Annotated in this window: 20 protein-coding genes, 4 tRNA genes and 1 riboswitch; of the genes, 17 read left to right on the plus strand and 7 right to left on the minus strand. The window is 42.6% G+C overall.

Features of this window, described 5'->3' with window-relative positions; all coding sequences use genetic code 11:
• Positions 1–141 precede the first annotated feature (141 nt).
• The 3 genes from FTT83_RS13095 to FTT83_RS13105 form a co-directional block, all read right to left on the minus strand.
• Positions 142–852 (minus strand): glycerophosphodiester phosphodiesterase, encoded by a 711-nt coding sequence (locus FTT83_RS13095; RefSeq protein ID WP_180042874.1) that lies wholly within the window; start codon positions 850–852, stop codon positions 142–144.
• Positions 853–1,162: 310 nt separating this feature from the next.
• Positions 1,163–1,741 carry a cob(I)yrinic acid a,c-diamide adenosyltransferase gene (locus FTT83_RS13100; RefSeq protein ID WP_086197511.1) on the minus strand — a complete coding sequence of 193 codons (579 nt, stop codon included), beginning with the start codon at positions 1,739–1,741 and terminating at the stop codon, positions 1,163–1,165.
• A gap of 102 nt (positions 1,742–1,843) precedes the next feature.
• Positions 1,844–3,682 carry a TonB-dependent siderophore receptor gene (locus FTT83_RS13105; RefSeq protein ID WP_086197510.1) on the minus strand — a complete coding sequence of 613 codons (1,839 nt, stop codon included), beginning with the start codon at positions 3,680–3,682 and terminating at the stop codon, positions 1,844–1,846.
• 35 nt (positions 3,683–3,717) lie between these two features.
• A riboswitch (cobalamin riboswitch) is annotated at positions 3,718–3,928 on the minus strand.
• A 156-nt stretch (positions 3,929–4,084) separates the two neighbouring features.
• On the opposite strand from FTT83_RS13105, the gene FTT83_RS13110 reads away from it, so the two are divergent.
• The 4 genes from FTT83_RS13110 (at position 4,085) to FTT83_RS13125 (ending at position 8,023) form a co-directional block, all read left to right on the plus strand.
• Positions 4,085–4,726 carry a phosphoribosylanthranilate isomerase gene (locus tag FTT83_RS13110; protein WP_086197509.1) on the plus strand — a complete coding sequence of 214 codons (642 nt, stop codon included), beginning with the start codon at positions 4,085–4,087 and terminating at the stop codon, positions 4,724–4,726.
• Positions 4,710–5,939: a tryptophan synthase subunit beta gene (gene trpB, locus FTT83_RS13115; protein WP_166171307.1), complete on the plus strand. Its 1,230-nt coding sequence runs from the start codon at positions 4,710–4,712 to the stop codon at positions 5,937–5,939. Before FTT83_RS13110 ends, trpB begins: the two co-directional genes overlap by 17 nt.
• Positions 5,940–6,339: 400 nt before the next feature.
• Positions 6,340–6,858 (plus strand): DUF1543 domain-containing protein, encoded by a 519-nt coding sequence (locus tag FTT83_RS13120; protein ID WP_180042875.1) that lies wholly within the window; start codon positions 6,340–6,342, stop codon positions 6,856–6,858.
• A gap of 172 nt (positions 6,859–7,030) precedes the next feature.
• Positions 7,031–8,023, plus strand: coding sequence for a DUF2804 domain-containing protein (locus FTT83_RS13125; protein ID WP_180042876.1), 993 nt, complete (start codon positions 7,031–7,033; stop codon positions 8,021–8,023).
• A gap of 79 nt (positions 8,024–8,102) precedes the next feature.
• On the opposite strand, the gene FTT83_RS13130 is transcribed toward FTT83_RS13125, so the two are convergent.
• Positions 8,103–8,981 carry a metal-dependent hydrolase gene (locus tag FTT83_RS13130; protein WP_166171313.1) on the minus strand — a complete coding sequence of 293 codons (879 nt, stop codon included), beginning with the start codon at positions 8,979–8,981 and terminating at the stop codon, positions 8,103–8,105.
• Positions 8,982–9,117: 136 nt separating this feature from the next.
• Here FTT83_RS13130 and FTT83_RS13135 point away from each other — a divergent pair, with 136 nt between their 5' ends.
• The 5 genes from FTT83_RS13135 to FTT83_RS13155 all read left to right on the plus strand — a co-directional run bounded on the left by FTT83_RS13135 (position 9,118) and on the right by FTT83_RS13155 (position 14,582).
• Positions 9,118–10,158, plus strand: a complete 1,041-nt coding sequence (locus FTT83_RS13135; protein ID WP_166171315.1) for an AraC family transcriptional regulator — start codon at positions 9,118–9,120, stop codon at positions 10,156–10,158.
• Between the two features lie 440 nt (positions 10,159–10,598).
• Complete coding sequence (gene trpA / locus FTT83_RS13140; protein WP_180042877.1) at positions 10,599–11,402, plus strand: tryptophan synthase subunit alpha; 804 nt, start codon at positions 10,599–10,601, stop codon at positions 11,400–11,402.
• Positions 11,399–12,295, plus strand: a complete 897-nt coding sequence (accD, locus tag FTT83_RS13145) for an acetyl-CoA carboxylase, carboxyltransferase subunit beta (protein ID WP_180042878.1) — start codon at positions 11,399–11,401, stop codon at positions 12,293–12,295. Before trpA ends, accD begins: the two co-directional genes overlap by 4 nt.
• Positions 12,292–13,575 carry a bifunctional tetrahydrofolate synthase/dihydrofolate synthase gene (folC, locus tag FTT83_RS13150; RefSeq protein ID WP_180176731.1) on the plus strand — a complete coding sequence of 428 codons (1,284 nt, stop codon included), beginning with the start codon at positions 12,292–12,294 and terminating at the stop codon, positions 13,573–13,575. The genes accD and folC overlap by 4 nt, the downstream gene beginning before the upstream one ends.
• Positions 13,572–14,582: an SPOR domain-containing protein gene (locus FTT83_RS13155; RefSeq protein ID WP_180042880.1), complete on the plus strand. Its 1,011-nt coding sequence runs from the start codon at positions 13,572–13,574 to the stop codon at positions 14,580–14,582. Before folC ends, FTT83_RS13155 begins: the two co-directional genes overlap by 4 nt.
• A gap of 17 nt (positions 14,583–14,599) precedes the next feature.
• On the opposite strand, the gene FTT83_RS13160 is transcribed toward FTT83_RS13155, so the two are convergent.
• The 3 genes from FTT83_RS13160 to FTT83_RS13170 form a co-directional block, all read right to left on the minus strand.
• Positions 14,600–15,178 carry a dual specificity protein phosphatase family protein gene (locus FTT83_RS13160; protein WP_373423495.1) on the minus strand — a complete coding sequence of 193 codons (579 nt, stop codon included), beginning with the start codon at positions 15,176–15,178 and terminating at the stop codon, positions 14,600–14,602.
• Positions 15,178–15,993, minus strand: coding sequence for an MBL fold metallo-hydrolase (locus tag FTT83_RS13165; protein WP_180042882.1), 816 nt, complete (start codon positions 15,991–15,993; stop codon positions 15,178–15,180). The genes FTT83_RS13160 and FTT83_RS13165 overlap by 1 nt, the downstream gene beginning before the upstream one ends.
• 428 nt (positions 15,994–16,421) lie before the next feature.
• Entirely contained in the window at positions 16,422–17,057 is a 636-nt protein-coding gene (locus tag FTT83_RS13170) for a peroxiredoxin (RefSeq protein ID WP_180042883.1), read from the minus strand.
• A 338-nt stretch (positions 17,058–17,395) separates the two neighbouring features.
• Here FTT83_RS13170 and secA point away from each other — a divergent pair, with 338 nt between their 5' ends.
• The 8 genes from secA (at position 17,396) to FTT83_RS13210 (ending at position 23,775) form a co-directional block, all read left to right on the plus strand.
• Positions 17,396–20,128: a preprotein translocase subunit SecA gene (gene secA, locus FTT83_RS13175; RefSeq protein WP_180042884.1), complete on the plus strand. Its 2,733-nt coding sequence runs from the start codon at positions 17,396–17,398 to the stop codon at positions 20,126–20,128.
• A 182-nt stretch (positions 20,129–20,310) separates the two neighbouring features.
• Positions 20,311–20,631: a hypothetical protein gene (locus FTT83_RS13180; protein ID WP_180042885.1), complete on the plus strand. Its 321-nt coding sequence runs from the start codon at positions 20,311–20,313 to the stop codon at positions 20,629–20,631.
• A 157-nt stretch (positions 20,632–20,788) separates the two neighbouring features.
• The gene (argJ, locus tag FTT83_RS13185; RefSeq protein ID WP_180042886.1) at positions 20,789–22,009 is read left to right on the plus strand and encodes a bifunctional glutamate N-acetyltransferase/amino-acid acetyltransferase ArgJ; all 1,221 of its coding nucleotides are present in this window, start codon (positions 20,789–20,791) and stop codon (positions 22,007–22,009) included.
• Between the two features lie 153 nt (positions 22,010–22,162).
• On the plus strand, positions 22,163–23,230 hold the full coding sequence (nadA, locus tag FTT83_RS13190; RefSeq protein ID WP_180042887.1) for a quinolinate synthase NadA: 1,068 nt from the start codon (positions 22,163–22,165) through the stop codon (positions 23,228–23,230).
• Positions 23,231–23,382: 152 nt separating this feature from the next.
• Positions 23,383–23,459 (plus strand) — tRNA-Pro (locus FTT83_RS13195).
• A gap of 44 nt (positions 23,460–23,503) precedes the next feature.
• Positions 23,504–23,580: transfer RNA gene (locus FTT83_RS13200), tRNA-Arg, on the plus strand.
• 38 nt (positions 23,581–23,618) lie between these two features.
• A tRNA-His gene (locus FTT83_RS13205) sits at positions 23,619–23,694 on the plus strand.
• A gap of 4 nt (positions 23,695–23,698) precedes the next feature.
• A tRNA-Pro gene (locus tag FTT83_RS13210) sits at positions 23,699–23,775 on the plus strand.
• Positions 23,776–24,548 lie beyond the last annotated feature (773 nt).

The following is a 24,548-nucleotide window of genomic DNA, read 5'->3' on the forward strand; positions in this document are numbered from 1 at the left end:
GCTAAAAAATGGACCATGCCAATTCAAAATTGGCGTTTAGCAATGAATTGGTTTACGATTCAGTTCGATGATCGATTAAAAGATCATTTATAAAAAATGGAACTTACACAAAATAATTTACAGGCTCGGTAGAAACTTTTATTAAAGTTGTTCGAGCATCATTTTGGGAAAGTCGGTAATTAATCCGTCTATTCCCAAGCTTTGCAGATGTTTGGCACGCTCAACCTCATTGACTGTCCAGACACTGATGTCTAAATGTGCCTGTTGTGTGGCCTGAATCATCTCATCGCTTGCCAGCTGGTTCATCCAGCCAATTTGACAGCAACCGAGTTCTAAAGCCTGTTCAATAGCCAAATATTGAATGTCATCTTCAACCAGTAAGCCGCGTTTAAAAATCGAGTACTGCTGTTTTAAAGCCTGATGGATTTTCAGGTCAAAACTGGTAATGACCGCTGTTTCTTCAAAGCCGTGTAATTGTCTTTGTAATTCTAAAACCAGTTTTTCGGCTTCCGCCATAGTTGCCACTTCTTTGACTTCAACTTCAATATGCTTAAAGTCATGAATAATGCTCAGGGTTTGACGGAGGGTCGGGGTAAACTGTTTTTCCCAGTCCATCCAGATATGTGCCTGATTATAAGCTTCAAGTTGTTGGCTGTTTAATTCGTAAAGTTTTTGATCGATACCTGTAGTTCTTAGGAAATTGTCATCGTGCATGATGATCAGCTCATTGTCTTTGAGTTGACGGACATCAAATTCGACTGCACGGATGCCCAAGTCATGAATATACTGAAACCCGCCCAAAGTGTTTTCAGGGGCTTCACCACGTGCGCCACGATGTCCGATGATTCGCATGTGTATCTCTAAGACAATTTATGAAAGTTATTTTACTTCAAATTTTAAATATGGATTTATTAATTTCTTTAAGGAATATTGTCACTACAGCGTCTTTTCATTTGAATTATATCTTGAAAATTAACCTTCGGTTCGACCTACTTTTGTTTCGGCAAAAGTAGGCAAAACCATTATCATCTGCAAAACTCGTCAAAAACCGTAATTTTTTTAAGTTTTTCGCAAAAACATTAGACTTTAAATATAGTCCTGCCTCGAACAGTTGCAGATGACGTGGCCGAGTATCAAATAGCAGATTTAAATTTTAATTTTTTCAAATCGTCTCATTAATATTTTTTTGCCAAAGCACTTCAGATCCGCCTTCAGCACGTTGCAAGGTACGCGATGCAACAAATAACCAGTCGGACAGGCGATTAAGCAACTGTAGCGAGTTGGCCTGAATATTCTGGTCACGGCTATGTACCGACATTACACTGCGCTCGGCACGACGGCAGACGGCACGGGCCTGATGGGCATAACTGCAAGCTAAAGTTCCGGCAGGTAATATAAAGTCTTTCAGCATTGGCAATGCTTCGTTCATACGGTCAATGTCATTTTCCAAAAACTCGATGGAAACCGCTTGAACCAGGTTAAAGTTTGGAATGCAGACTTCACCGCCGAGGTCGAATAACCAGTGCTGAATCAGGCTTAAGGATTTATCCCAGTTGGCTTTTTCTGCAATAGTACTGTGGGCAATCTGTGAGCGAAGTACGCCAATACAGGCATTCAGCTCATCCACATCGCCTAGTGCCGTAATGCGCAAGTCATCTTTGGCGACACGCGAACCATCACCGAGTCCAGTTGTGCCTGAGTCGCCGGTACGGGTATAGATTTTACTTAAACGGTGGCCCATATCTGTTCCTTGAGTTTTTGATGAATACAATAAAAAAGGATAATGTCGGTCATAACATTATCCATAAACTGCGCTGTTTTAAAATTTTTTGCTGTTAAGAGCTTAGTAACGGAAGGTTACACCCGCAGAAGCGAGGCGACCGCCGTTGACATAGTAATAACCTTGGTCTTGGTATGCAGTCTTATATTCAACATCCCCAATATTTTGAATATTGGTAAATAGTTTCACATTTGGGTTTACATTCCAGAAAGCATTTACATCAACCGTCGCATAGCCCGGGTTCTTGTAGTTTTTATCCCAATCTTTAGATTTGGATTTAGCGACCAAAGATGCACTAATACCATATACTTCGTTTTGTAAGCCAGTTGTTAAGGTAAAACCTTGACGAGGGCGACGATTTAAATCTTGATGAGTTGCTTCATTTTGAGGTTTAACGTAGCTATAGGTTGCTTTGGCAAATAAATCATCTTGCTGCCAGCCTAAATAAGCCTCACCACCTTGATAAGTAGCCTTTTGAATATTTGTCAGTTTGCCATTGCTGCCTGAGGCGATCAAATCTTTAACTTCTGTGTAGTAAGCAGATAAACCTGTTTGCAAACCATAAGCCAGATTTTGGTCAAAACCAATTTCATAAGATGTACTTTCTTCAGGGTTCAGATCTGGGTTGCCATTCCATGAATTATAAAGTTCATTCAAGGTTGGCGATTTAAATGCTGTACCTACATTTACATATGCGCTGGTTGATGGCAGCAATTGGTAGCGAGCAGCAATTTGACCTACAGTATGAGTCCCATATTTTTCATTGTCTTCTACACGGACACCAATCTGGGTGTTGAGTTTAGTCCCGTTAAATTGATGCTGAATATAATATCCAGTTGAGTCCACATCTTCATTATAAGGTGTGCCATAAGACAGAATATCGCCATCCAGATTGCGATGAGTCACACCTGTAAGTAAAGTCTGCTGAGGCATGAGGTTCCATTTACCATAGAGTTCTGCTTCTTGAGTTTTACCATGTACAAAGTCGGTTGAATCTTTTTGGTCGACTTCATCCGTAAATTGAGATAAACGTGCATTCAGTTCAAATTGATCAGTCAGGTTTATACGACCACGAAGATTGATAATTTCATTTTCAAAGTCTTGTTTCAGCAATGCACCATTAAATGAATAAGCATCATATAGGCTGGTGCCTTTATTGGTACTGTAGTCAATTGATGTTGCAAATTTTTCTTTTTCCACACCAAATTTAGTACTAAAGCCTTTTTGATCAAAAGAAGCGGTTTCATGGCTGTTGGTTTTTTGGTTGGTTACTTTTGTTGCATCAGATTCTAATCGTTGGCCGCGAATTTGAGCATAAAAACCGTCTTCATATAAATCAGCACCGATGACAGATTTATAGGTTTTATGTTCTCCTATTTCACCTGTAACGAATGCACCTGTTTTTTCAGGTTTTTTTGAAATCAATTGAACCACACCGCCAATAGCATCTGTACCATATAGAACAGAAGCAGGGCCTTTTAGAATTTCGATTTGTTTGATATCTGTGGTATCAATAAAAGCAAGGCTTGCTGTACCCGAAGATGCATTATTTAATCGTATGCCATCACGTAAAATCAAAGTATGGTCTGATTCAGTACCACGTAAATAAATATCGGCAAGTTGCCCCATACCGCCACTTTGAACCATGTTGATGGTAGCATCATGTTTGAGCAAATCAGGAAAAGAGGCAATTGGTGATTGTTCAACAATTTGGGGTTCAATAATTGAAATACGCGCAGGCACATCTTTAATCTTTTCTTCAGAGCGTGTTGCGGTAACGACTAAAGTGTCTAAAGAAGCATTCACAGTCGTTGTATTGTCTTGTGCAGAGACAGATGCAGAGAAACCCATCGCAATAGCGATTGCGCCCACTAAAGCTGTAGGCTGAAATTGAATAGACATAATGTGCTCCATACATTCACTCCCCGTGAATGATTGAGTTAAAGAACACAACAAGCAGGTATCCGGACTTAAATGTGCAGGGCAGGCACCATGCTGCCAATCCACCTTCCCACATTTTCATGCAGTGGCGTAAACCAGAGGTTTAAATTGATTGACGTTTCATTTTTTACCGTTGCGGGGGCAGTGTTGGATTTTCACCAACTTCCCTAAAGCTTTAAGGCTTTGACTTGTTGCAAGATGGGCGCAGTATAAAGATAGTATGGCTGATAAACAACGTCAGACAAGAATTATTCGGATGAACTTTACGCAAGCTAAAGAAATTGCATTACAATGATTCGCCCTTATGTTTATAGCATGACTATAAATTGGCAAAGTTAAGGTTAAAAAATTAGAGCGAATTGTATGCGAACCCGTGCCAAAATTTGCGGAATCACACGAATAGAAGATATACATTCAGTTGTGAATGCAGGAGCAGATGCGATTGGTTTTGTATTTTTTCCACCTAGTCCACGTAGTGTGACCAAAGAGCAAGTGAAAGAACTGATCCAGCATGTACCTGCCTATGTGCAAACAGTGGGTTTATTTGTCAATGCATCTGCGGATGACATTCAACACGTTTTAAAAGATGTGCCTCTGGATATGCTGCAATTTCATGGTGATGAAAGTCCTGAACAGTGTCAGCATATTTCCAAACAGGTCGGCCGCCGCTGGTACAAAGCCATCCAGGTGAAACCAGGTTTAGATATTCAAGCCGAAATTCAAAGTTATCAGGATGCAGGGGCAAGTGCTGTGCTGTTAGATGCCTGGCATCCAGATTTAAAAGGGGGCACCGGGCATAGCTTTGACTGGACCACTTTCCCAAAATTAAATATTCCGCTCATCTTGGCAGGGGGCTTAAACCCTGACAATATCGAGCAGGCAATTCTCACCACACAAGCCTATGCTGTGGATGTGAGCGGCGGTGTCGAGTCCGCAAAAGGTATAAAAGACCAACAACTCATCGAACGCTTTATGCAAGGAGTCCTACGTGGATCAGCAAAATAATGTGATTGACTATACCCAATTCCCTGATGCAAAAGGGCATTTCGGTATCCATGGCGGACGTTTTGTGTCAGAAACTCTGATGGCAGCTCTAGAAGACCTAGAAAAGCTGTATCTCCGTATGAAAAATGACGAACAGTTTCTGGCAGAATTCGACCGTGATCTGGCTTACTATGTAGGTCGTCCTAGTCCTTTATATTATGCTGAGCGATGGTCAAAAGAGTTGGGTGGTGCGCAAATTTACTTAAAACGTGAAGACTTGAACCATACCGGCTCACATAAAATCAACAACACCATTGGTCAGGCACTGCTGGCAAAACTTTCCGGTAAAAAACGTATTATTGCGGAGACCGGTGCAGGTCAGCACGGCGTGGCAACAGCGACGATTGCAGCGCGTTTAGGCCTGGAATGTGTCGTGTATATGGGTGCCGAAGACGTAAAACGTCAGGCTATGAACGTGTACCGTATGCGTTTGCTTGGTGCTAAAGTGGTGCCAGTAGAAAGCGGCTCTAAAACCCTGAAAGATGCATTAAATGAAGCGATGCGTGACTGGGTAACGAATGTAGACAGTACCTACTATATTATCGGTACAGTGGCGGGTCCTCATCCGTATCCGATGCTGGTACGTGACTTCCAGTCTGTGATTGGTCGTGAAGCACGTCGCCAGATTCTGGAACAGGCGGGCCGTTTGCCAGATGCATTGGTGGCTTGTGTGGGCGGTGGCTCGAATGCGATCGGTTTATTCTATCCATTCCTGAACGATCAGGACGTGAAAATGTATGGTGTGGAAGCAGCAGGTTTGGGGATTGAAACCGGTAAGCACTCTGCTCCGCTAAACGCAGGTCATGTCGGTGTGTTGCATGGTAACCGCACTTATCTGATGTCTGATGAGCAAGGCCAGATCATTGAAACCCATTCAATTTCTGCCGGTCTGGATTATCCGGGTGTTGGTCCTGAACACAGTTTCTTGAAAGATATGCACCGTGTTGAATATGTGCCGATTAATGACCAGGAAGCATTACAGGGCTTCCGTGATTTAACCCAGATTGAAGGGATTATTCCTGCACTGGAAAGCTCGCATGCGATGGCGTATGTGACCAAACTTGCGCCTACCATGTCTAAAGATCAAATTATTATTGCGACTGTTTCAGGTCGTGGCGATAAGGACTTGATGACTGTGGCACGTATTGATGGCGTAGAAATGGTTGAGATGTAATTTGCCTTGAAGCCCTCCTTTTTTAAAGGTGAGGACTTCAGAATACATTCTGAATCCGCAAGGGTGGATTTTATAAAGAATAAAATCGTGCTGAAGCAATTCAGCACGATTTTTTTATACATACGGAAAAACTTTTCCTTTTTAGAAGGGTATCGAAAATGCAAAAACATATATTCTTTACTTTTGACGGGGCAAAAGTAACAAAACCCCTTTGTTTGGCAGAGAATACATCCTTGTATTCCTGCCAAACGGGCGACATCCATGTCGCTAGCGCATATCATATTGAGATGTAATAATTATTCTCCTAACTAAATTTTGTTATGTAAAGTTCCCCCTCCTTTGAAAAAGGATGAGAAACACTGTTTCGCAAGGGAGGAGGATTAAAATTAAGGAGAGAATCATGCCCAGCCTATTTATCGTCATGCTCGGTGGTCGTCATGCACGTGCCAATACAGAAGTCCATGATGTGGTTTTAGCAGTTGGTGAAACTTTGCAAGAAGTCTATCCACAACTGAAAAATGCATGGTTTGGGGAACAAAAAGGGTTGCATATTGATGCCTGGGCGCAAATCAATGGGATTGAATTTGACGGAAAACACTATCAAATCCAGTTTAGTGATGCAGCGCCGAATTCATCTTCAGAACATCTATTTTTAATTAATCTAGGTGGCTACGATGCCCAGGAGTTTGGAGAACTGCATCGTTATGTTCTGGTTGTGGCACAAAATGCCATGTTGGCAAAACAACGGGGGAAGGCTTATTTTGCCAAGCATTGGCAGAAGCAACATACTGACCGAATATTAGATGTAGATGATTGTATTGTGATTGATCATATTCATGGCCGTTATGTAGAGCTGGTCGAAGGTGATTTTGTAGCCAACCGCTGGGAAAATACCTATTTAATCCTAAATGCGGGTTAATTTATATCTAATTGATTAATAAATTATATTTATCAAATATTAGACCAGGTGAAATATTATAAATTTTTGTATTTTTTCGATGAAAATTGCTTTTTGACACTTTCAAGTCCCGCTTATATAGGCATAATAACGCTAAGGAATTGTTATCTCTTGGCTAGATGGAATTTGATAAATGGATTTGATTCAATCAAATGGACAACCGCATTATGGACGTTTTAGCGTCCTCCCCAAAACCATCGATTTGAATCAATACCAGTACAAGACGCCTTATGGCGATGTCTTAACTGGTTGGCGCAAGCGATTAAAATATAAAAAGTTTAAATTTTGTTGTATTCAGCATGGCCATTATACGATTGGTCTGGCCATTGCCGATATTGCATGGGCTGGGCATGCCTTTTTCTATATTTATAATCATCAAAACCATGAGGTTTTAGAGTGGAATGCGATTAACCTGTTATCACGCAATACCGTGGTAGATGAACAGCCGCTTTATAACCAGAGTTTTTTTTCCAAGTCACCTTTTCAAATTGATATCCAGCATGCCAATGGCGTGCGTTATATCCATGTCACCAAATACGGGGAAATCAGGCTGAGTGCGCGAATTTTCTGTGCTGGTACAAACCCGCTTAGTATGTGTAGCCCGACGGGAATTAATGGCTGGACTTATACGCAAAAACTGACGACTTTGGCCTGTGAAGGTTTTTTTATCAATAAACAGCGTGAAACCATACAGTTTAATGAAAGAACTTTTGCATCACTAGATGATACCTGTGGTTTTCTACGGCCGGAAACGGCCTGGTTCTGGTTATCCTGCAATTTTTGGGATGCGCAAAATAACCGGATCGGTTTGAATCTGGCCTCAGGGGTGAATGAAAGTTTTGGCAATGAAAACTGCTTATGGGTGAATGGCGTGCTGTATCCTGTCAGTGATGTTTTATTCCAGCATCAGGATGAGGGGCACTGGACAATTCGCTCACTGGATGAAAAATTAAATCTGGATGTCAAAACGGGCTGGCGACGTTATGAAAATCTGAATTTAAGACTGGTGGGCAGTCAGTTCAGCCAATGGCAAGCCAAAATTAGCGGGACCATTCAGCAAGATGATCAGGAAATTGTCTTGATCAATGAATATGGTTTGCTCGAACAGCATTATGCCAAGTGGTAACACACTGACTAAAAAATAAAACCAAGTCGAGGTGAGTCTGGACTTGGTTGGTCTCAATTTAATTCAATTCATATAAGGCCTAGTCTTTGGCTGCCTGCCAAAATGCTTCTCCAGCCTGGATCGGATCACCGGTCTGTTGCAGGGTTTTGACCCAGACATCATATTGGGCAATCACTGGATGCTGGCTGGGATGAAAGTCCTTTTTAAACCAGTCGCGATATTGCTTGCTCATTTTGCTGAGCGTACCTTTTCGACCAAAGAACCATGGTAAACCGCGAATATTCATTTGTAGACGTTGTAATGAGCTAAACCCGTCATGCTTTAACATGACATTGGCACGGTAAAGGGTAAAGCCGAACATTAATGCCGTGGTCCAGACCAGAACAAATTTACGGGTACTTTCAGGCACATTGCCGACCTGCTTCATGACATCAAAAGCGACATCCCGGTGTTCCATTTCTTCAATCGCATGCCAGGCAAATAGTGCCCGTACATAAGGATGGGCATCTCTTAACGTCTCTTTATGGCTGTAAAAGGTTTCTGCCATTAAGGCGGTCAGGTGTTCAGCGGCAGCCGTCATGGCAATATTGTATTGTGGAGAACGTTTTTCCAGCTCGAATTTAAAAATTTTATTCAAACGCTGAATAAACTGATCGACCGGCATGCCTTGTTCTTTCATGACCTGATTCATTTTGTCATGCGCAATGCCGTGCTGTGCTTCCTGACCGATAAATTCTGCCACACGCTGCTTTAAATCTGGATCGGTAATCTGCTCCCGAAACAGACGGACTGACTGAATGAAGTAACGTTCGCCATCGGGAAAAGTCAGGCTGAGTGCATCAAACATCCGGGTAATAAACGGGTCACCTCCGAACCAGAAACGCGGAACCTCATTCAGCTTGAAATCCAGATTACGACGTACGACGGGAATAATCTGCGCTTGGACAATGGCATTCATGTTGTTTTACTTCAATTGCCTTAGACTATTGAAGTATGTCGGGATTTTTATCTTTTGTTTTGACAGTTGTTGCCATTTTTTATACATTTTACGCCAAAGTAAAAATATAAAATGTCAAAAATAATCAAGGTACATCGTGCAAGAATTGCAAATTCCAAATGGCTATTTTCAGTTGCTGCACATGTATTTGCAGCAACAGGATATGGATATCTTTAGCTTGGCCTGTCTAGAGCCACATCAGGCACAACTGCGCTATGTCTTATCTTTGCCTATCGATTCGCAATCGACCTATTCATTTTTTGCAGAAGTCATGCAGCTGACTCAAAAACAGATGGATTGTCCGCAATTGGTGTTTGAAATGGCCTGCCTGATCCGTCCTGAACATTTTGGTGTACTGGGCTATATGGCGACTCGAAGTAACAGTGTGGCAGAGGCATTGCAATATGTGATTCGCTTTAGCCGTCTGGTCATTGACGGGGCAGATGTTAGCCCGATACAGATGCATCAACGGGACAAAAAGATCTGTTTAAGCTGGCCTTTTCATGATTTAAAATATGCCTTGCTCAATGAGATGACCATGGCCTGTATGGTGCATTTGGCCCGGCAGATTTTTCCGGCTCAAAAATTCCAGCTATTGCAGATCAATTTTGCCCATAGTCCAGAAATGGCAGATGATCATTATCAAAGGTTTTTTGCTTGCAAAGTGGAATTTAAACAGTCGGATTATTCTTTTGAGATCAATGTGGAAAACTTAGAGCTGAAGTCCGAGCTGGCTGATCCCTCTTTAATGCAGCTTCTACTCAGGCAGGCAGAAGATGCCATTGCTGCCAAACCCCATTATGAAAATCTATTGCTGCATATTCAGCAAAAACTGGCTGAATATTTGCGGGTTAAGGAACAGTCCCCGAAAATAGAATGGCTGGCGGATGAATTGCATGTATCTGTACGGACCTTGCAGCGTCAACTGTATAAACAAAATACTTCCTTTAAAAAACTGCTTGAAACCGAGCGCATGAAACGCTGTGAACAGTTACTGTTGCAAAGCATGAATTTTACGGAAATGGCCATGTGTCTGGGCTATTCAGATCAGTCGGCTTTGGCACGTGCTTATAAAGCCTATAGTGGTCAAACCTTATTACAGCGAAAACAGCAACTGAAAGCACAATCTGAACGATAAAAAGGGCGTATTTAAGGTACTTTGAAATGCAGCGCAACTACGCAGACATGCAGTTCACCTTTGCATTCGGCAATCTTATAAAATAAAAAATAAAAAGTCTGTGTCCTAGAGTGCAGGTTTTTGCTATTGCATGAAACTTTAAATTTAAAAGACAACATATTTATTTTTATCAATTTTTTATGAATAAGAATAAGTTTATCTTCATCAGGGATATTTGTTTACATGGCAAAATTAGGCATCTTTGATCATTGAGAAAAAGTCGTAAATATCAGTAAATGGTGCTCTCGGATTGTTCTGAAAAAATGAGATGCTGAGTCGAAAGTAGCGTGAAATGCTCAGGCTCTATTCAATGAGTAAAAAATAGCGTTACAATGCGTTGTCTTGTATTTCTACAAAGCCAACTCCTCAGTTCTTTAATAATTCAAGGAAAGTACAACCCTATGTCACGTTTAGCCACTCGTTTCGGACAGCTTAAATCTCAGCAGCGTAAAGCGCTCGTTTCCTATGTGATGGCTGGCGACCCTCATCCACAAGTAACCGTTCCATTGTTACATCAAATGGTTGAGGCTGGGGTAGATGTGATTGAGCTTGGTCTACCATTTTCAGACCCTATGGCGGACGGTCCCGTGATTGCCCTTGCAGCAGAACGCGCATTGGCAGGTGGAACCAATACCCTGGACGCTTTGAACATGGTGAAAGAGTTCCGTCAAAAAGATGCAGAAACACCGGTGGTTTTGATGGGGTATCTCAACCCTGTAGAAGTGATCGGTTATGAAAAGTTTGTGTCAATGGCCAATGAATGCGGTGTCGATGGTGTACTTCTGGTAGATTTACCTCCTGAAGAAGCCAAAGATTTTGATGATGTATTGAAGAAATTCAATATGGATCAAATTTTCTTGCTGGCGCCTACATCGACCGATGAGCGTATCCAGCATGTAGCGAATCAGGCCAGTGGTTTTATCTACTATGTATCCTTGAAAGGGGTAACTGGTGCTGCAACTTTAGATATTGCTGAAGCAGCAGCCCGTATCCAGAAAATTAAAACTGTAACTGACGTTCCTGTGGGTGTCGGTTTTGGGATCAGCGATGCTGCCTCGGCAAAAGCCATGGGTGGAGCAGCTGATGCTGTGATTGTTGGCAGTGCATTTGTAAAACAGTTTGCGAACTTAGCGCCAGAACAAGCCGTTGTTGAAACGGTCAATAAAGTCAAGGAGCTTCGAGCTGCGCTCGATGAGTTAGTATGAATCAAGAAGTGAAACCAGGCAAAATTCTTAGCCCAGCGCAGCCGTGGACGGAACGTCATGTTCCGGGTATTCACACGCCCGATGAGCAAACCGCACTCAAGGCAACCTTTACTGAACCAACAATTGAGTGCCCTGAATGTCACGCACTGGTTACACGTACTGCGATGACATTTAACGCCTATGTTTGTCCACAATGCGATGAACATTTGCGCATGAAAGCACGCGACCGTCTGAACTGGTTCTTTGATCAGGTACAAAATGAATTGGGTCAGGAATTTATTGCTAAAGATCCACTGCATTTTGTCGATAGCAAAGCCTATCCGGACCGTATGTCTGAAGCGCAAAAGAAAACCGGCGAAACTGAAGCACTGGTGGTGATGCAGGGTTTACTTAAAGATATTCCTTTAATCGCATGTGCATTTGAATTCGACTTTATGGGCGGTTCAATGGGTACAGTAGTGGGTGACCGTTTTGTGCAAGCAGCTGAAAAAGCGATTGCAGATAAACAACCTTTGATTTGCTTTGCTGCATCAGGTGGTGCGCGTATGCAGGAAGGCATGTTGTCCTTGATGCAAATGGCGCGTACTTCAGCCGCCATTCAAAAAATGAAAGATGCTGGCCTTCCATATCTAGTGGTGCTTACTCATCCGGTGTATGGTGGAGTAACAGCATCATTGGCAATGTTAGGGGATGTGCATATTGCTGAACCTAAAGCCATGATTGGTTTTGCCGGTAAACGCGTGATTGAGCAAACAGTACGTGAAAAACTGGAAGAACCGTTCCAGCGCGCAGAATATTTGCTTGATCATGGTGTAGTCGATCAAATTGTTCATCGTCACGCATTACGTGATACTGTATATCGTATTGTAGCGAAACTGATGAATTTGTCTTGAACACAGCACCACTTGCAACAGACTCTTTAAATACATGGCTCGATTATTGGAGCCATGTTCACGTTACGGGTATTGATTTAGGTTTGGAACGGGTTATTCCTGTGGCTGAAAAGCTCGGTGTAACGCGTCCGCAGGCCAAAGTGCTGACTGTAGCGGGAACCAACGGGAAAGGTTCAACCACCACCACTTTGGCTGCCATTTTAAATGCGCAAGGCTATAAAGTGGCGTTATACCAGTCACCGCATATTTACCGTTTCAATGAACGGGTAAAACTGGCTGGCATTGAAGTGGATGATCAAACCCTGGTCGACGCGTTTGTGCAGGTGGATCAGGCCCGTCGTGACTGTGATCTTTCCCTTTCCTTCTTTGAAGCCACTACACTGGCGGCTTTTGTGATTTTCAAGGCCAAGCAATGCGATGTCTGGGTGCTTGAAGTCGGACTGGGTGGTCGTCTGGATGTGGTCAATGTGATTGAGCCGGATGTCGCCGTGATTACCAACATTGGCCTGGATCACACCGACTGGCTCGGTGATACGATTGAAAAAATTGCGTTCGAGAAAGCCGGGATTATTCGTCCGAATATTCCGGTGATTTTTGGTGGTTCGCAAGAGCTTCCTCAAGCCATACAAAATAAAGCCGATGAATGTCAGGCGCAACTGTTTGCCGTCAATCGTGATTATTTCTATCAATATACGGATGATGGTCAAGCCTGGATGTTTGCCTCATCGGGCAGTACTTTAAAACTTCCCCTTGGTGCTCTGGCACTGGAAAATATTTCCACAGCTGTGGCCGCGATTTTGGTCAGTGGTTTAAATGTGACTCAGGATGCCATTGCACACGGCATTCAGAATGCAAAATTACCAGGTCGCTTTGAAATACGCCATATTCAAGATAAAACCGTTATTTTTGATGCCGGACATAATCCCCATGGCGTAGAATTTTTGTTAAATCAGTTGCGAAAATTTTTGGAATACAATAAACAGTACACAGAAGTGATCAGCGTTTTTTCCATGTTGGCGGACAAAGACATCAATTCTGTCGTAGATTTGTTGAAAGATACTGTTTTAATATGGAAAATCGCACCGTTAACCGTTCCGCGAGCAGCCACAATCGGGCAGCTTGAGGAAGCATTACAGGGCGAAACAGTACAACACTTCAATAGTGTTCAATTGGCTTTTAAATCAGCGCTAAATGAAACAAAAAATAATCAGTTGATCTTGGTATGTGGTTCATTTCATACCTTAGAAGCGGTATGGGAGTATTTGGAAGAATGTCAATGAATAGCAAACAACGCTGGATGGGAGGCGTTGTTTTATTAGGTGGTGGTGTTTTATTGGCAGCATTGCTTCTAAAGGGTAAAGAAGAAATATATCAGAACCAACTCAGAACTCCGGATTTAGCTGCTCAAGTTGAGCAAAAAAAGCCGGCAGCAGAAGGGGAAATGGTTCAGCTGCAACCTTTAACAGTTGATGTGGAAACAGAAAAACGTTTACTAGAAGAACAACGCCGGGCACGTGAAAAAGCGGTTGCAGAACAGGAAGCACGTGCAGCCGAGTTTCTAGCGATGCAGCAACAGGCTGAGGCAGATGCGGCACGTAAAGCAGCTGAAGAATATGCCGCTTTAAATGCTCTGCGTAGTGGAGCACAGCAGAGTTCGGATAATATTCCCCCTGAACTGGTAGAAGATGAAAAAGCTAAACAAAAGCGTTTGGCTGATGAAAAGTTGCTCGCTGAAAAAAAGTTACAGCAGCAGACAGCTCAACAACAACGAACTGATGCTGATAAAAAAATAACCGAAGAAAAACGTAAGGCCCAAGCTGAAGCCGCAAAGCAGTTAGCCGCAAAGCAAGCAGCCGAGAAAAAAGCAGCTGAGGACAAGGCAAAGCATGATGCGGAGCTAAAACGTAAAGCAGAAACTGAAAAACAGCTGGCTGCTAAAAAGGCGGAGGAAGCCAAGAAAAAAGAACAAGCACAGCGTGAATTAGAAGCGAAGAAAAAAGCAGAAGCTGAAAAAGCCCGAGATTTGTTAGAAAATGGCGATAAACAGTGGATGGTTCAAGTGGCCTTGGCTGCCAATGAAGCCAACGCAGATGCACTGGCCTCCAGGTTACGAGCCAAAGGTTATAAGGTGACCAAGAGCCCAACATCGAAAGGGGTTCGAATTATGGTTGGGCCATCGAAAGACCGTGATGCCGCTGATGCTGCACGCAAGAAAATTACCAGTGATGCAAGCTTGGGTATGAAGTCGGCATGGGTGATTGACTGGGTTCCGCTCGATAAGCGCTAATCTGGCTTGAAGTGAAACTAAGATGGATTCGACAGTCGCTGTTGAATCCATTTTACGTTTTTAGGACTGAATATTTTTTCAATATGAATCCAGACTGGGTGAAAACCGTAGCCACCATGTTTCATTTCATTGAGTGCATCTGCAATCGGCCAGTTTTCAAAAATAATCCGGTACATGGCAATACTTGCACCGGTACGGTCTGAACCGTGATAACAATGAATGAGTATCTTGTGATTTAAGGCCTTAGCTTGCTGAATCTGCCGCATGACCTGTAATAAATCTTCACGGTTCATTGCCCAGGTGTGGATGGGGATATGAACCAAGTTAAAATCCGTGGAGGGCAGGACAGTCAGATCTTTATTTCTTGATCTTAGATTAATTACCACATCAATATCATGTGTCTTTAATTGCGGAATCAGCTCAGTTGAGGGCTGCTCACTACGAAACACATGCTCACTAATTTGATAAAAATTATCTGTTTGATTAATTAATGTTCCCCAGTGTGTAGGGCGTTGTTCAGGTGGAAGTGCGGGTGTGGTCATGCATCCCATCAAGCTTGAGCTACCCAGTAAAATGGCAACAACTGTTCTTTTGATCATACTAGATAACGTGCCAATTCAATCGGATCATGCGCACAGATAATCTCGATATTTTTTTCATTTTGTGCCAGTTGCTGGATGTTGTGCAAGTTATCTATACGCATCTGATTGTCTTCGGCAAAAAATCGCTCCAGTTTATCCAGTGTTCTCAGCCTGTTTTTAGGGTTGAGTTGCAAGTGAGAGTAATAGGCATCTCCACAGAAAAACAGCCATCCATCCTGCTGTTTAATGGCAACTCCACAATGCCCCTGGCTATGGCCCAAAAGTGGAATCATCAAAATTTCATCCTGAAATAAGCGAAATCCCTGTACTTGATGCAGGTTAAACCAGGTTTCACCTTGATCGGGTTCGATGAAGTTCCAGTATCGGTGTTGCTTGAATTGCTGGGTTTTATAACGGGCTTTATTTTTTAGGGAAAAAAAGCTTTGAGTAGCATTATATTCGCTGGAAAGGACATGCACTGTAGCATGCGGAAAATCGGAAATACCGCCAGCATGATCAAAATCAAGATGGGAGATCAGTATATGCTTCACATCTTGAGGGCTAAACCCGAGCTTTTGAATCTGCGCAATTGCCGTGAGTTCTAAATTGTTTTCGATGCGGCCTAGCCGTGAAACCAGATTGCCTAAGCGGGCTTTGCTATGCAGATAATCTTGTACGCCTAAACCGGTATCCACCAGCACTAAGCCTTGATCGGTTTCAAGCAGCAGGCAATGACAAACCACTTTGGCATATAAACCTTTTTGCCCAAACAGAGGGCCGCAAACAGGACACATGGTGCCACAGTGCAAATGATGAATGTTATAGATCACAATATTTATTCTTAAGATGATTAGGCGTATTTATAAACGGGCTGTGAAATAAACACCAACCTGATTTTGTAATTTAATTTTTGAGCAGAATAAAAAAGCCTGTCATCAGACAGGCTTGAACAAGATCAGGATCTGGCTCGTCATTTTAGTCCTGATTTTTAGCATAGCTGTTCATATTGTGTTCAGAGCGAACATTATTTGTTTATTTTAAATTACGCGCTTCGCTTGTCTTGCGAAAAACTAAAGCAGTGCTTTTTATATTTTGCGCTCACAGTGCAGCTGTGAGCCTTGCGTAAGGGCAGAGCAGTGTCCAGTTCGGAAACTACGTGCTTCGCTTGTCTTGCACAAAAATAAAAGCAGTGCTTTAGTTTTAACTCGAAGCATAGCTTCTCGTCTTGCGTTCGGGCAAGGCAGTGCCTTGCTGATCCTCACTCAGGCTGTGGCGTAAGGCGTAAGTATGGTGTTACAGCTTTATAGCCTTTAGGGAAACGTTGTTTGATTTCGTCTTCATCTTTAATAGAAGGCACAATCACCACGTCTTCACCTTGCTGCCAGTTGGCTGGTGTTGCTACTTTATGATTATCGGTCAGTTGCAGCGAATCAACCACACGTAAAATTTCATTGAAATTACGGCCAGTTGAAGCTGGGTAAGTGATGATCAGACGTACTTTTTTGTTTGGATCAATAATCACTAAAGAACGAACCGTCAGGGTTTCACTGGCATTCGGGTGAATAAAGTCATAAAGAGTAGATACTTTACGGTCTTGATCGGCAATGATCGGGAAATTAACCGTGGTATTTTGGGTTTCGTTAATATCGTTAATCCAGCCTTTATGTGACTCAACATCATCGACAGACAAGGCAATCGCTTTAACGCCGCGCTTTGCAAATTCATCTTTCAGCTTTGCGGTATAGCCCAGCTCAGTGGTACATACCGGCGTGTAGTCTGCAGGATGGGAAAATAAAATCCCCCAGCTATCACCCAAAAAGTCGTAAAAATTAATGCTGCCTTCGCTTGAGTCTTGCACAAAATTCGGTGCGGTATCGCCTAAACGTAATGTCATTTTTATAGCCTCATCTGCTTTGTTATCTATGTTGATGCGATCTAATATGACGCATTTTTTTTGCAATGAAAATAGTGTTTTTGTATTTCTTTATGAATATATGGAATATAGAGGCCGCGATTGATTGTTAAAATCTGGATGAATGATGAATTTTATGACTATATTGCCTGTATAAAATTTGTTACATTGTTTGGCCTTAGCTGTCGTGTGCTAGAACGAGTGATCAGAATTTTTTAATTGGTTTTGTGCAAACCCCTTGTACTTCAAATTTCTAGCACCATAATAACGACTGAGAAAAAATTTATTCATTCGACAAGCAAGATTTAGAGAGTCTATTCATGTTGGCAAGTCTGATCGGAGGAATCTTCGGTACCAAAAATGAGCGCGAACTCAAACGCATGCGTAAAATCGTAGACAAGATTAATGCGCTCGAGCCGACGATATCTGCACTAAGCGATGCAGACTTATCTGCAAAAACTGAAGAATTCAAACAACGATATAATAAGGGCGAAAGCCTGGATAAATTATTGCCTGAAGCATTTGCTGTTTGTCGTGAAGCGGCAAAGCGGATCATGGGAATGCGCCACTACGATGTTCAGCTGATTGGTGGTATTACACTTCACGAAGGTAAAATTGCAGAAATGCGTACCGGTGAAGGTAAAACCCTGATGGGAACCTTGGCCTGTTATCTGAATGCGATTAGCGGTCAGGGCGTGCATGTCATCACCGTGAATGACTATTTGGCACAGCGTGATGCCGAGTTAAACCGTCCCTTATTCGAATTCCTAGGTCTGAGCATTGGCATCATTTATTCCATGCAAGATCCAACAGAGAAAGCTGAAGCCTATCGTGCCGATATTACTTACGGTACCAATAACGAATTCGGTTTTGACTATCTTCGTGACAACATGGTGTTCTCTCTGGCCGAGAAGAAACAACGTGGCTTAACCTATGCCATTATCGATGAGGTCGATTCGATCCTGATCGATGAAGCACGTACACCGTTGATTATTTCCGGTCAAAGTGATGACTCTTCACAGCTTTATGCAGCCATCAATAGCATTCCGCCAAAACTTCATGCGCAAAAAGAAGAAAAAGTGCCGGATGGCGGTCATTTCTGGATTGATGAAAAACAGCGTCAGGTTGAAATGACTGAAGTGGGTTATGAAGCTGTAGAAGACCAGTTGATTCAGATGGGCTTGCTCGCTGAAGGTGAAAGCTTGTATTCACCCTCTAACCTGAATCTGGTTCATCATGTTGCTGCAGCAATTCGTGCCCATTTCCTTTATCAGCGCAACGTGCATTACATCATTCATGATGGTGAAGTCATCATTGTGGATGAAAATACCGGTCGTACCATGCCGGGTCGTCGTTGGTCAGAAGGTTTGCATCAAGCGGTTGAAGCGAAGGAAGGTCTGGAAATCCAGCCTGAAAACCAGACTTTGGCAACCACCACTTTCCAGAACTATTTCCGCCTTTATAAAAAGCTTTCTGGTATGACCGGTACAGCCGATACCGAAGCTGCGGAGATGAAAGAAATTTATGGTCTGGATGTAGTACTGATTCCAACCCATCGACCAATGATCCGTAAAGATGAAAACGATCTCATTTATTTAAACCGCAATGGTAAATACAACGCCATTATTCAAGAAATTCAGCGAGTGCATGAAGAGGGTGTTGCACCGATTCTGATTGGTACAGCAACCATTGAAGCTTCTGAAATTCTTTCTGAAAAATTGAAAGAAGCGGGTATTGCACATGAGGTGTTGAACGCGAAGCAGCATGAACGGGAAGCAGACATTATTGCCCAAGCGGGTTCACCACGTGCTGTGACCATTGCAACCAACATGGCCGGTCGTGGTACCGACATCTTGCTGGGCGGTAACTGGAAAGCCAAACTTGCCAAAATTGAAAATCCAACCCCTGAAGATGAAGCACGCTTAAAAGCCGAATGGGAACAAAACCATGAAATGGTATTGGCCTCTGGCGGTTTGCATATCATTGGTTCAGAACGTCATGAATCACGCCGTATCGATAACCAGCTGCGTGGTCGTGCCGGTCGTCAGGGTGACCCGGGTGTTTCACGTTTCTATCTGTCGCTTGAAGATGACCTGATGCGTATCTTCGCTGGTGATCGTGTGGTTGCGATGATGCGTGCGATGGGTTTGCAGGAAGATGAAGCCATCGAACATAAGATGGTGTCGCGTTCAATTGAAAATGCACAACGTAAGGTAGAAGCACGTAACTTCGACATTCGTAAGAACCTGTTGAAATACGATGACGTGAATAACGAACAGCGTAAAATCATCTATTCACAACGTGATGAAGTGCTTGCTGAAAGTACGCTACAAGATTACATTGAGGAAATGCATCATGAAGTCGTGAAGGGCGTGATTGCTAACTACATTCCACCTGAATCGATTCATGACCAATGGGATATTGAAGGTCTGGAACGTGCATTGCGTGAAGAGCTCGGTATTGATTTACCGGTCAATCAATGGCTGGAAGAAGACCGTCGTTTAGATGAAGAGGCGTTGGTAGAACGTATTTCTGACGAAATTGTTACACGCTATCGCAATCGCCGTGAACAAATGGGGGGTGAATCAGCAGCCATGCTGGAACGTCACTTTATGTTGAGTGCTTTGGATCGCCACTGGAAAGATCATCTTGCAGCGATGGATTACTTGCGTCAGGGTATTCACCTGCGTGGTTATGCGCAAAAGAACCCTGAACAGGAATACAAGAAAGAAGCCTTTAATCTGTTTGTAAACATGCTGGCTATCATTAAATCCGATGTAATTACAGATCTTTCACGTGTGCATGTTCCTACAGCTGAAGAACTGGCTGAAATGGAAGCACAGCAACAGGCTCAAGCAGAAGCAATGAAGTTGAATCTGACTCATGCAGAATTTGATAATTTGTTAGCCGCCGATTTAACCGGTACTGAAACTGTAGAAATTGAGTCAGGCTTTAGTCCAGCTGAGCAGACATTTGCACCGCCTGCAAGCCGTAATTCGCCTTGTCCATGCGGTTCAGGTTTAAAATACAAGCAATGTCACGGTAAAATTTAATTTTTATCTTAATCATTCAGCCACTTTATATATTTATTTCCCTCCGGATTTGAATCGATAAAGTGGTTTTTTTATTGCAACAAAATAAGAGTTTATTTTTGCAAGATGTGAATATGTTTGCAGAGCACTAAATTAAGTGGTATTTAGTGCATATTGATGAATATTGAGTAGCGGAAAAGATAATGAAAAAAGTATTACAACCATTGATGATTTTAGCTTTAGTTATTCCTGGTTTGGCTTTTGCAAATGAGTCATCAAAAAAGACAGCGGCCAATGTTGTTAAAGATGAAAACACTACGGTTATGAGTCCACGTACTGGAATTCGCTATACTTTTGCGAATCCGCAGCAACGTCCAGTAGTGCTAAAAACTACAGCAATCACCCCTGCAAATGCAGCGAATGCAAACCGCATTGTGGCATCAAACCCGGCTTTATCTGCGGCAAGTCAGGAAAAAGCCAAGCAGGCACTGTTGTCGGAATCGGCTCAGTTGGCTTCCAACTAAATCTGATATATTGATAAAACCAGTCTGCGGACTGGTTTTTTTGTGCCTGTAAATGTCAAACTGATAAAAAATAAATCAAACAAAGTGTTCTGCTCGATTTTTTACTGAATTTCTACTAAGCTGTCTTTTTATCACGAACTTATTTGGAAGTTTAAAAATGGCGGTGGGTGACTTAACAATGCCACAGATGCATGTGGTTAAAGGTGTAAAAATTGGTTCAGCTGAAGCATATGTACGCTATCAGAACCGACGTGACCTCGTTATTTTTGAATTTGCTGAAGGTTCAAATGTGGCCGGTGTATTTACTCAAAATGCATTCTGCGCAGCACCGGTACATGTGTGTAAAGTCCATTTGCAAGTAGGTAATCCACGTTATCTGGTCATTAATACCGGGAATGCCAATGCAGGGACTGGTAAAATCGGTATGGCGAATGCTCAGGCGGCTTGTGCCAAACTGGCTGAACTTGCCGGCGTAGCTGCTAGCGAAATTTTACCTTTTTCAACCGGTGTGATTGGCGAGCAGTTGCCGATTGAACGCTTGATGAATGGCTTGCAGCCTGCTTTAGACTCTTTAAAGGAAGATGCTTGGTTAGATGCGGCAACAGGTATCATGACCACGGACACACTGCCTAAAGGGGCGTCAGAACAGTTTGAAATGGATGGCGTGACTTATACCATGACTGGTATTTCTAAGGGTGCCGGCATGATTCGTCCAAATATGGCGACCATGCTCAGCTATGTTGCGACCGATGCACCCATCAGCCGTGAACTGGTACAGCAGCTATTAAAAACCACGGTGAATGTTTCATTTAACCGTATTACCGTAGATGGTGATACCTCAACCAATGACTCCTGTATTTTTGTGGCAACAGGTCAGGCAGGCGGTACTGAAATTGCCTCAACTGATGATGCACGTTATGCAGTAGTTCTGGATGTTTTGACCCGTGTTATGAAACGCTTGGCTCAACTGATTGTACGTGATGGAGAAGGGGCGACCAAATTCATTACTGTTGCAGTTGAAGGTGGAGCAGATACCCAAGAATGTTGCGATGTAGCGTATAGTATTGCCCATTCTCCACTGGTGAAAACTGCAATTTTCGCCTCAGATCCGAACTGGGGACGTATTCTTGCTGCGATTGGTTATGCCGGTGTTAAAAATTTAGACGTTGAAAAAATCCAGGTTTGGTTAGATGATGTACAGATCTGTAAAGATGGTGGTGCGGCAGCGGACTATACGGAAGAAGCTGGTGCACGCGTGATGTCTCAGGCTGAATTGACCATTCGGGTCGATTTGGGACGAGGTCAGGCAAAAGATACTGTTTATACCTGTGATCTGTCTTATGACTATGTCAAGATTAACGCGGATTACCGTTCGTAAAATTAAAATTGAGTGACAAAGCCTCCGTTGTGAGGCTTTTTTAGCATTCAATCAATCGGCAAAGGGCTGGTGAATGAGCAAATTGCCCCCATATCATCAGTGACTTGAGTACGCTTGTGTTAGGGCAAGCATGAAGATAGAGAAGACGTTGTTATGAATGATGCGACCAATTTAATTGCCAATGACGCAAAATCGATTGTGCAGGCGCATTTAGATCGTTTAGGCGAACCTAAAGATATTCATTTAAGTGATGAGGTCAAACAGGAGAAGTTTGCACAAATTCTGGCAGAACTCAAAAAACGTGATGCTGTCCTTGTCGCTCACTACTATTGTGATCCTGAAGTGCAAGAAATTGCTGAATTGTCTGGCGGTTGTGTTTCTGATTCCCTTGAAATGGCACGTTTTGGTCGTGACCATCCTGCCAAAACCTTGGTGGTCGCTGGGGTGAAATTCATGGGGGAAACAGCAAAAATTCTTTCTCCTGAAAAAACCGTACTCATGCCAACTCTAGAAGCGACTTGTTCGCTGGATTTGGGCTGTCCAGTCGACGAATTTACTGCATTCTGCGATGCCCATCCGGATCATACCGTGGTGGTCTATGCCAATACCTCTGCTGCAGTCAAGGCACGCGCAGACTGGGTGGTGACCTCAAGTTGTGCTGTGGAAATTATTGAGCATCTCGATAGCCTGGGTGAAAAGATTATTTGGGCACCGGACCAGCATCTGGGGCGTTATATCCAGAAGAAAACTGGTGCAGACATGCTGCTTTGGGATGGGGCTTGTATTGTGCATGAAGAATTTCGTGCGCGCGGTATTGCCAGTATGAAAGCATTGTATCCGGATGCAGCCGTATTGGTCCATCCGGAATCACCAGAGTCAGTGGTGGATATTGCTGATGCTGTGGGAAGTACCTCTCAACTGATTAAAGCAGCACAGACGCTTCCGAATGAACGTTTAATCGTTGCAACCGACCGCGGCATTTTTTACAAAATGCAACAAGCCGTTCCAAACAAGATTTTGATTGAAGCTCCGACAGCGGGTGAAGGGGCGACCTGTCGCTCATGTGCGCATTGTCCGTGGATGGCCATGAATGAGTTAGATGCAATTTTAGAAGTTTTACAAAAAGGTGATCAAGAAATACAAGTTGATCCTGTACTTGCAGAACGCGCTAAATTGCCACTTGATCGTATGTTAAGCTTTAGTGCGAGTCTAAAACGTTAATTTTGATCAAAAAATATCTAAAATGCTTGATAAATAAGCGGTTGAAGTGGTTTTTTAAGTTTTTTTGAATATAGGTGTTGACGTCTCTTGGCGTCACGCCTAAAATGCACCCCGTACCGCACGATGTGCGATACACTAAAAGCTGAGATGAACGGAGTATGGCGCAGCTTGGTAGCGCATCTGGTTTGGGACCAGAGGGTCGTAGGTTCGAATCCTACTGCTCCGACCAATTCTTCAAGGCAAGTATCGCATGATAGTAATATCATCGGTCATGCGCCTGTAGCTCAGTTGGATAGAGCATCCGCCTTCTAAGCGGATGGTCACAGGTTCGAATCCTGTCAGGCGCGCCATTTGGTAGTCTGGTATTTAGAGCCAAAATGTTGTAACGGTGGATGTAGCTCAGTTGGTAGAGCCCCGGATTGTGATTCCGGTTGTCGTGGGTTCGAATCCCATCATTCACCCCAATTTCGGAGTATGGCGCAGCTTGGTAGCGCATCTGGTTTGGGACCAGAGGGTCGTAGGTTCGAATCCTACTGCTCCGACCATTTTAAGTCTAAACTTAAAAATAAATGATCCGCTTAAATGCGGTTTTTTTATGCCTGAAATTTGATAATAACATTCAACATTCAACATTCAACATTCAACATTCAACATTCAACATTCAACATTCAACATTCAACATTCAACATTCAACATTCAACATTCAACATTCAACATTCAACATTCAATATGGCTTGAGCAATATTGAATCTTTGTGGTCTACAGTTTAAAAGTAATGTGATTGCTCTTACTCGGTGTATAGCACCAATTGAGGTGGCGATCTTATTTGAAATCTAGATTGAATTGCATTCAACAAAATAGAAATCTCAAAATTAAAATACTTTCTTATGTGGAGTTTATGGATAAGTAATTTTATTTTTAAATTAGGTCATACTTTTTTGCTTTGATTATTCTTTTGTCTAAATAAGCTGTATTTAAGTGCTGGCTATAATTTAAGAATTAAATGAGTTCATAGGAATATAAAAAAAAGAAGGATGAAATAATTCATTAAATGTTAGGGATGCAAAAATTATGGGCTTTGCTTTTTTGGGTGTTAAGCAGAAAAGTGTTGTTAATTTAAACTTAAAAATAAAAAATCACTCCATTTGTATAATAAGTAAACAGTCGTGATATTTTTGTTGAGTTATTTAAAAAAAGGAGTTGCAAGCACATTAAAATGCTGTAGAATGCACATCCATCGGCGGTGATGAAGATTAAAACTTCTGATAAAACAGCAACTTAGCACGAAGTGTTAAGATTAGGTTTTAGAAAGAAAGTT

The sequence above is a fragment of the Acinetobacter sp. YH01018 genome (assembly GCF_013420295.1).
Lineage (GTDB): Bacteria > Pseudomonadota > Gammaproteobacteria > Pseudomonadales > Moraxellaceae > Acinetobacter.

What these genes read in the sequence shown, in the direction of transcription:
- FTT83_RS13155 (WP_180042880.1), top strand. Translation starts at nt 13,572, where the DNA reads ATGAATAGCAAACAACGCTGGATGGGAGGCGTTGTTTTATTAGGTGGT.
- argJ (WP_180042886.1), top strand. Translation starts at nt 20,789, where the DNA reads ATGGCGGTGGGTGACTTAACAATGCCACAGATGCATGTGGTTAAAGGT.
- FTT83_RS13180 (WP_180042885.1), top strand. Translation starts at nt 20,311, where the DNA reads ATGAAAAAAGTATTACAACCATTGATGATTTTAGCTTTAGTTATTCCT.
- FTT83_RS13170 (WP_180042883.1), bottom strand. Translation starts at nt 17,057, where the DNA reads ATGACATTACGTTTAGGCGATACCGCACCGAATTTTGTGCAAGACTCA.
- FTT83_RS13100 (WP_086197511.1), bottom strand. Translation starts at nt 1,741, where the DNA reads ATGGGCCACCGTTTAAGTAAAATCTATACCCGTACCGGCGACTCAGGC.
- nadA (WP_180042887.1), top strand. Translation starts at nt 22,163, where the DNA reads ATGAATGATGCGACCAATTTAATTGCCAATGACGCAAAATCGATTGTG.
- FTT83_RS13130 (WP_166171313.1), bottom strand. Translation starts at nt 8,981, where the DNA reads ATGAATGCCATTGTCCAAGCGCAGATTATTCCCGTCGTACGTCGTAAT.
- FTT83_RS13125 (WP_180042876.1), top strand. Translation starts at nt 7,031, where the DNA reads ATGGATTTGATTCAATCAAATGGACAACCGCATTATGGACGTTTTAGC.
- trpA (WP_180042877.1), top strand. Translation starts at nt 10,599, where the DNA reads ATGTCACGTTTAGCCACTCGTTTCGGACAGCTTAAATCTCAGCAGCGT.
- accD (WP_180042878.1), top strand. Translation starts at nt 11,399, where the DNA reads ATGAATCAAGAAGTGAAACCAGGCAAAATTCTTAGCCCAGCGCAGCCG.
- FTT83_RS13110 (WP_086197509.1), top strand. Translation starts at nt 4,085, where the DNA reads ATGCGAACCCGTGCCAAAATTTGCGGAATCACACGAATAGAAGATATA.
- FTT83_RS13120 (WP_180042875.1), top strand. Translation starts at nt 6,340, where the DNA reads ATGCCCAGCCTATTTATCGTCATGCTCGGTGGTCGTCATGCACGTGCC.
- secA (WP_180042884.1), top strand. Translation starts at nt 17,396, where the DNA reads ATGTTGGCAAGTCTGATCGGAGGAATCTTCGGTACCAAAAATGAGCGC.
- FTT83_RS13095 (WP_180042874.1), bottom strand. Translation starts at nt 852, where the DNA reads ATGCGAATCATCGGACATCGTGGCGCACGTGGTGAAGCCCCTGAAAAC.
- FTT83_RS13105 (WP_086197510.1), bottom strand. Translation starts at nt 3,682, where the DNA reads ATGTCTATTCAATTTCAGCCTACAGCTTTAGTGGGCGCAATCGCTATT.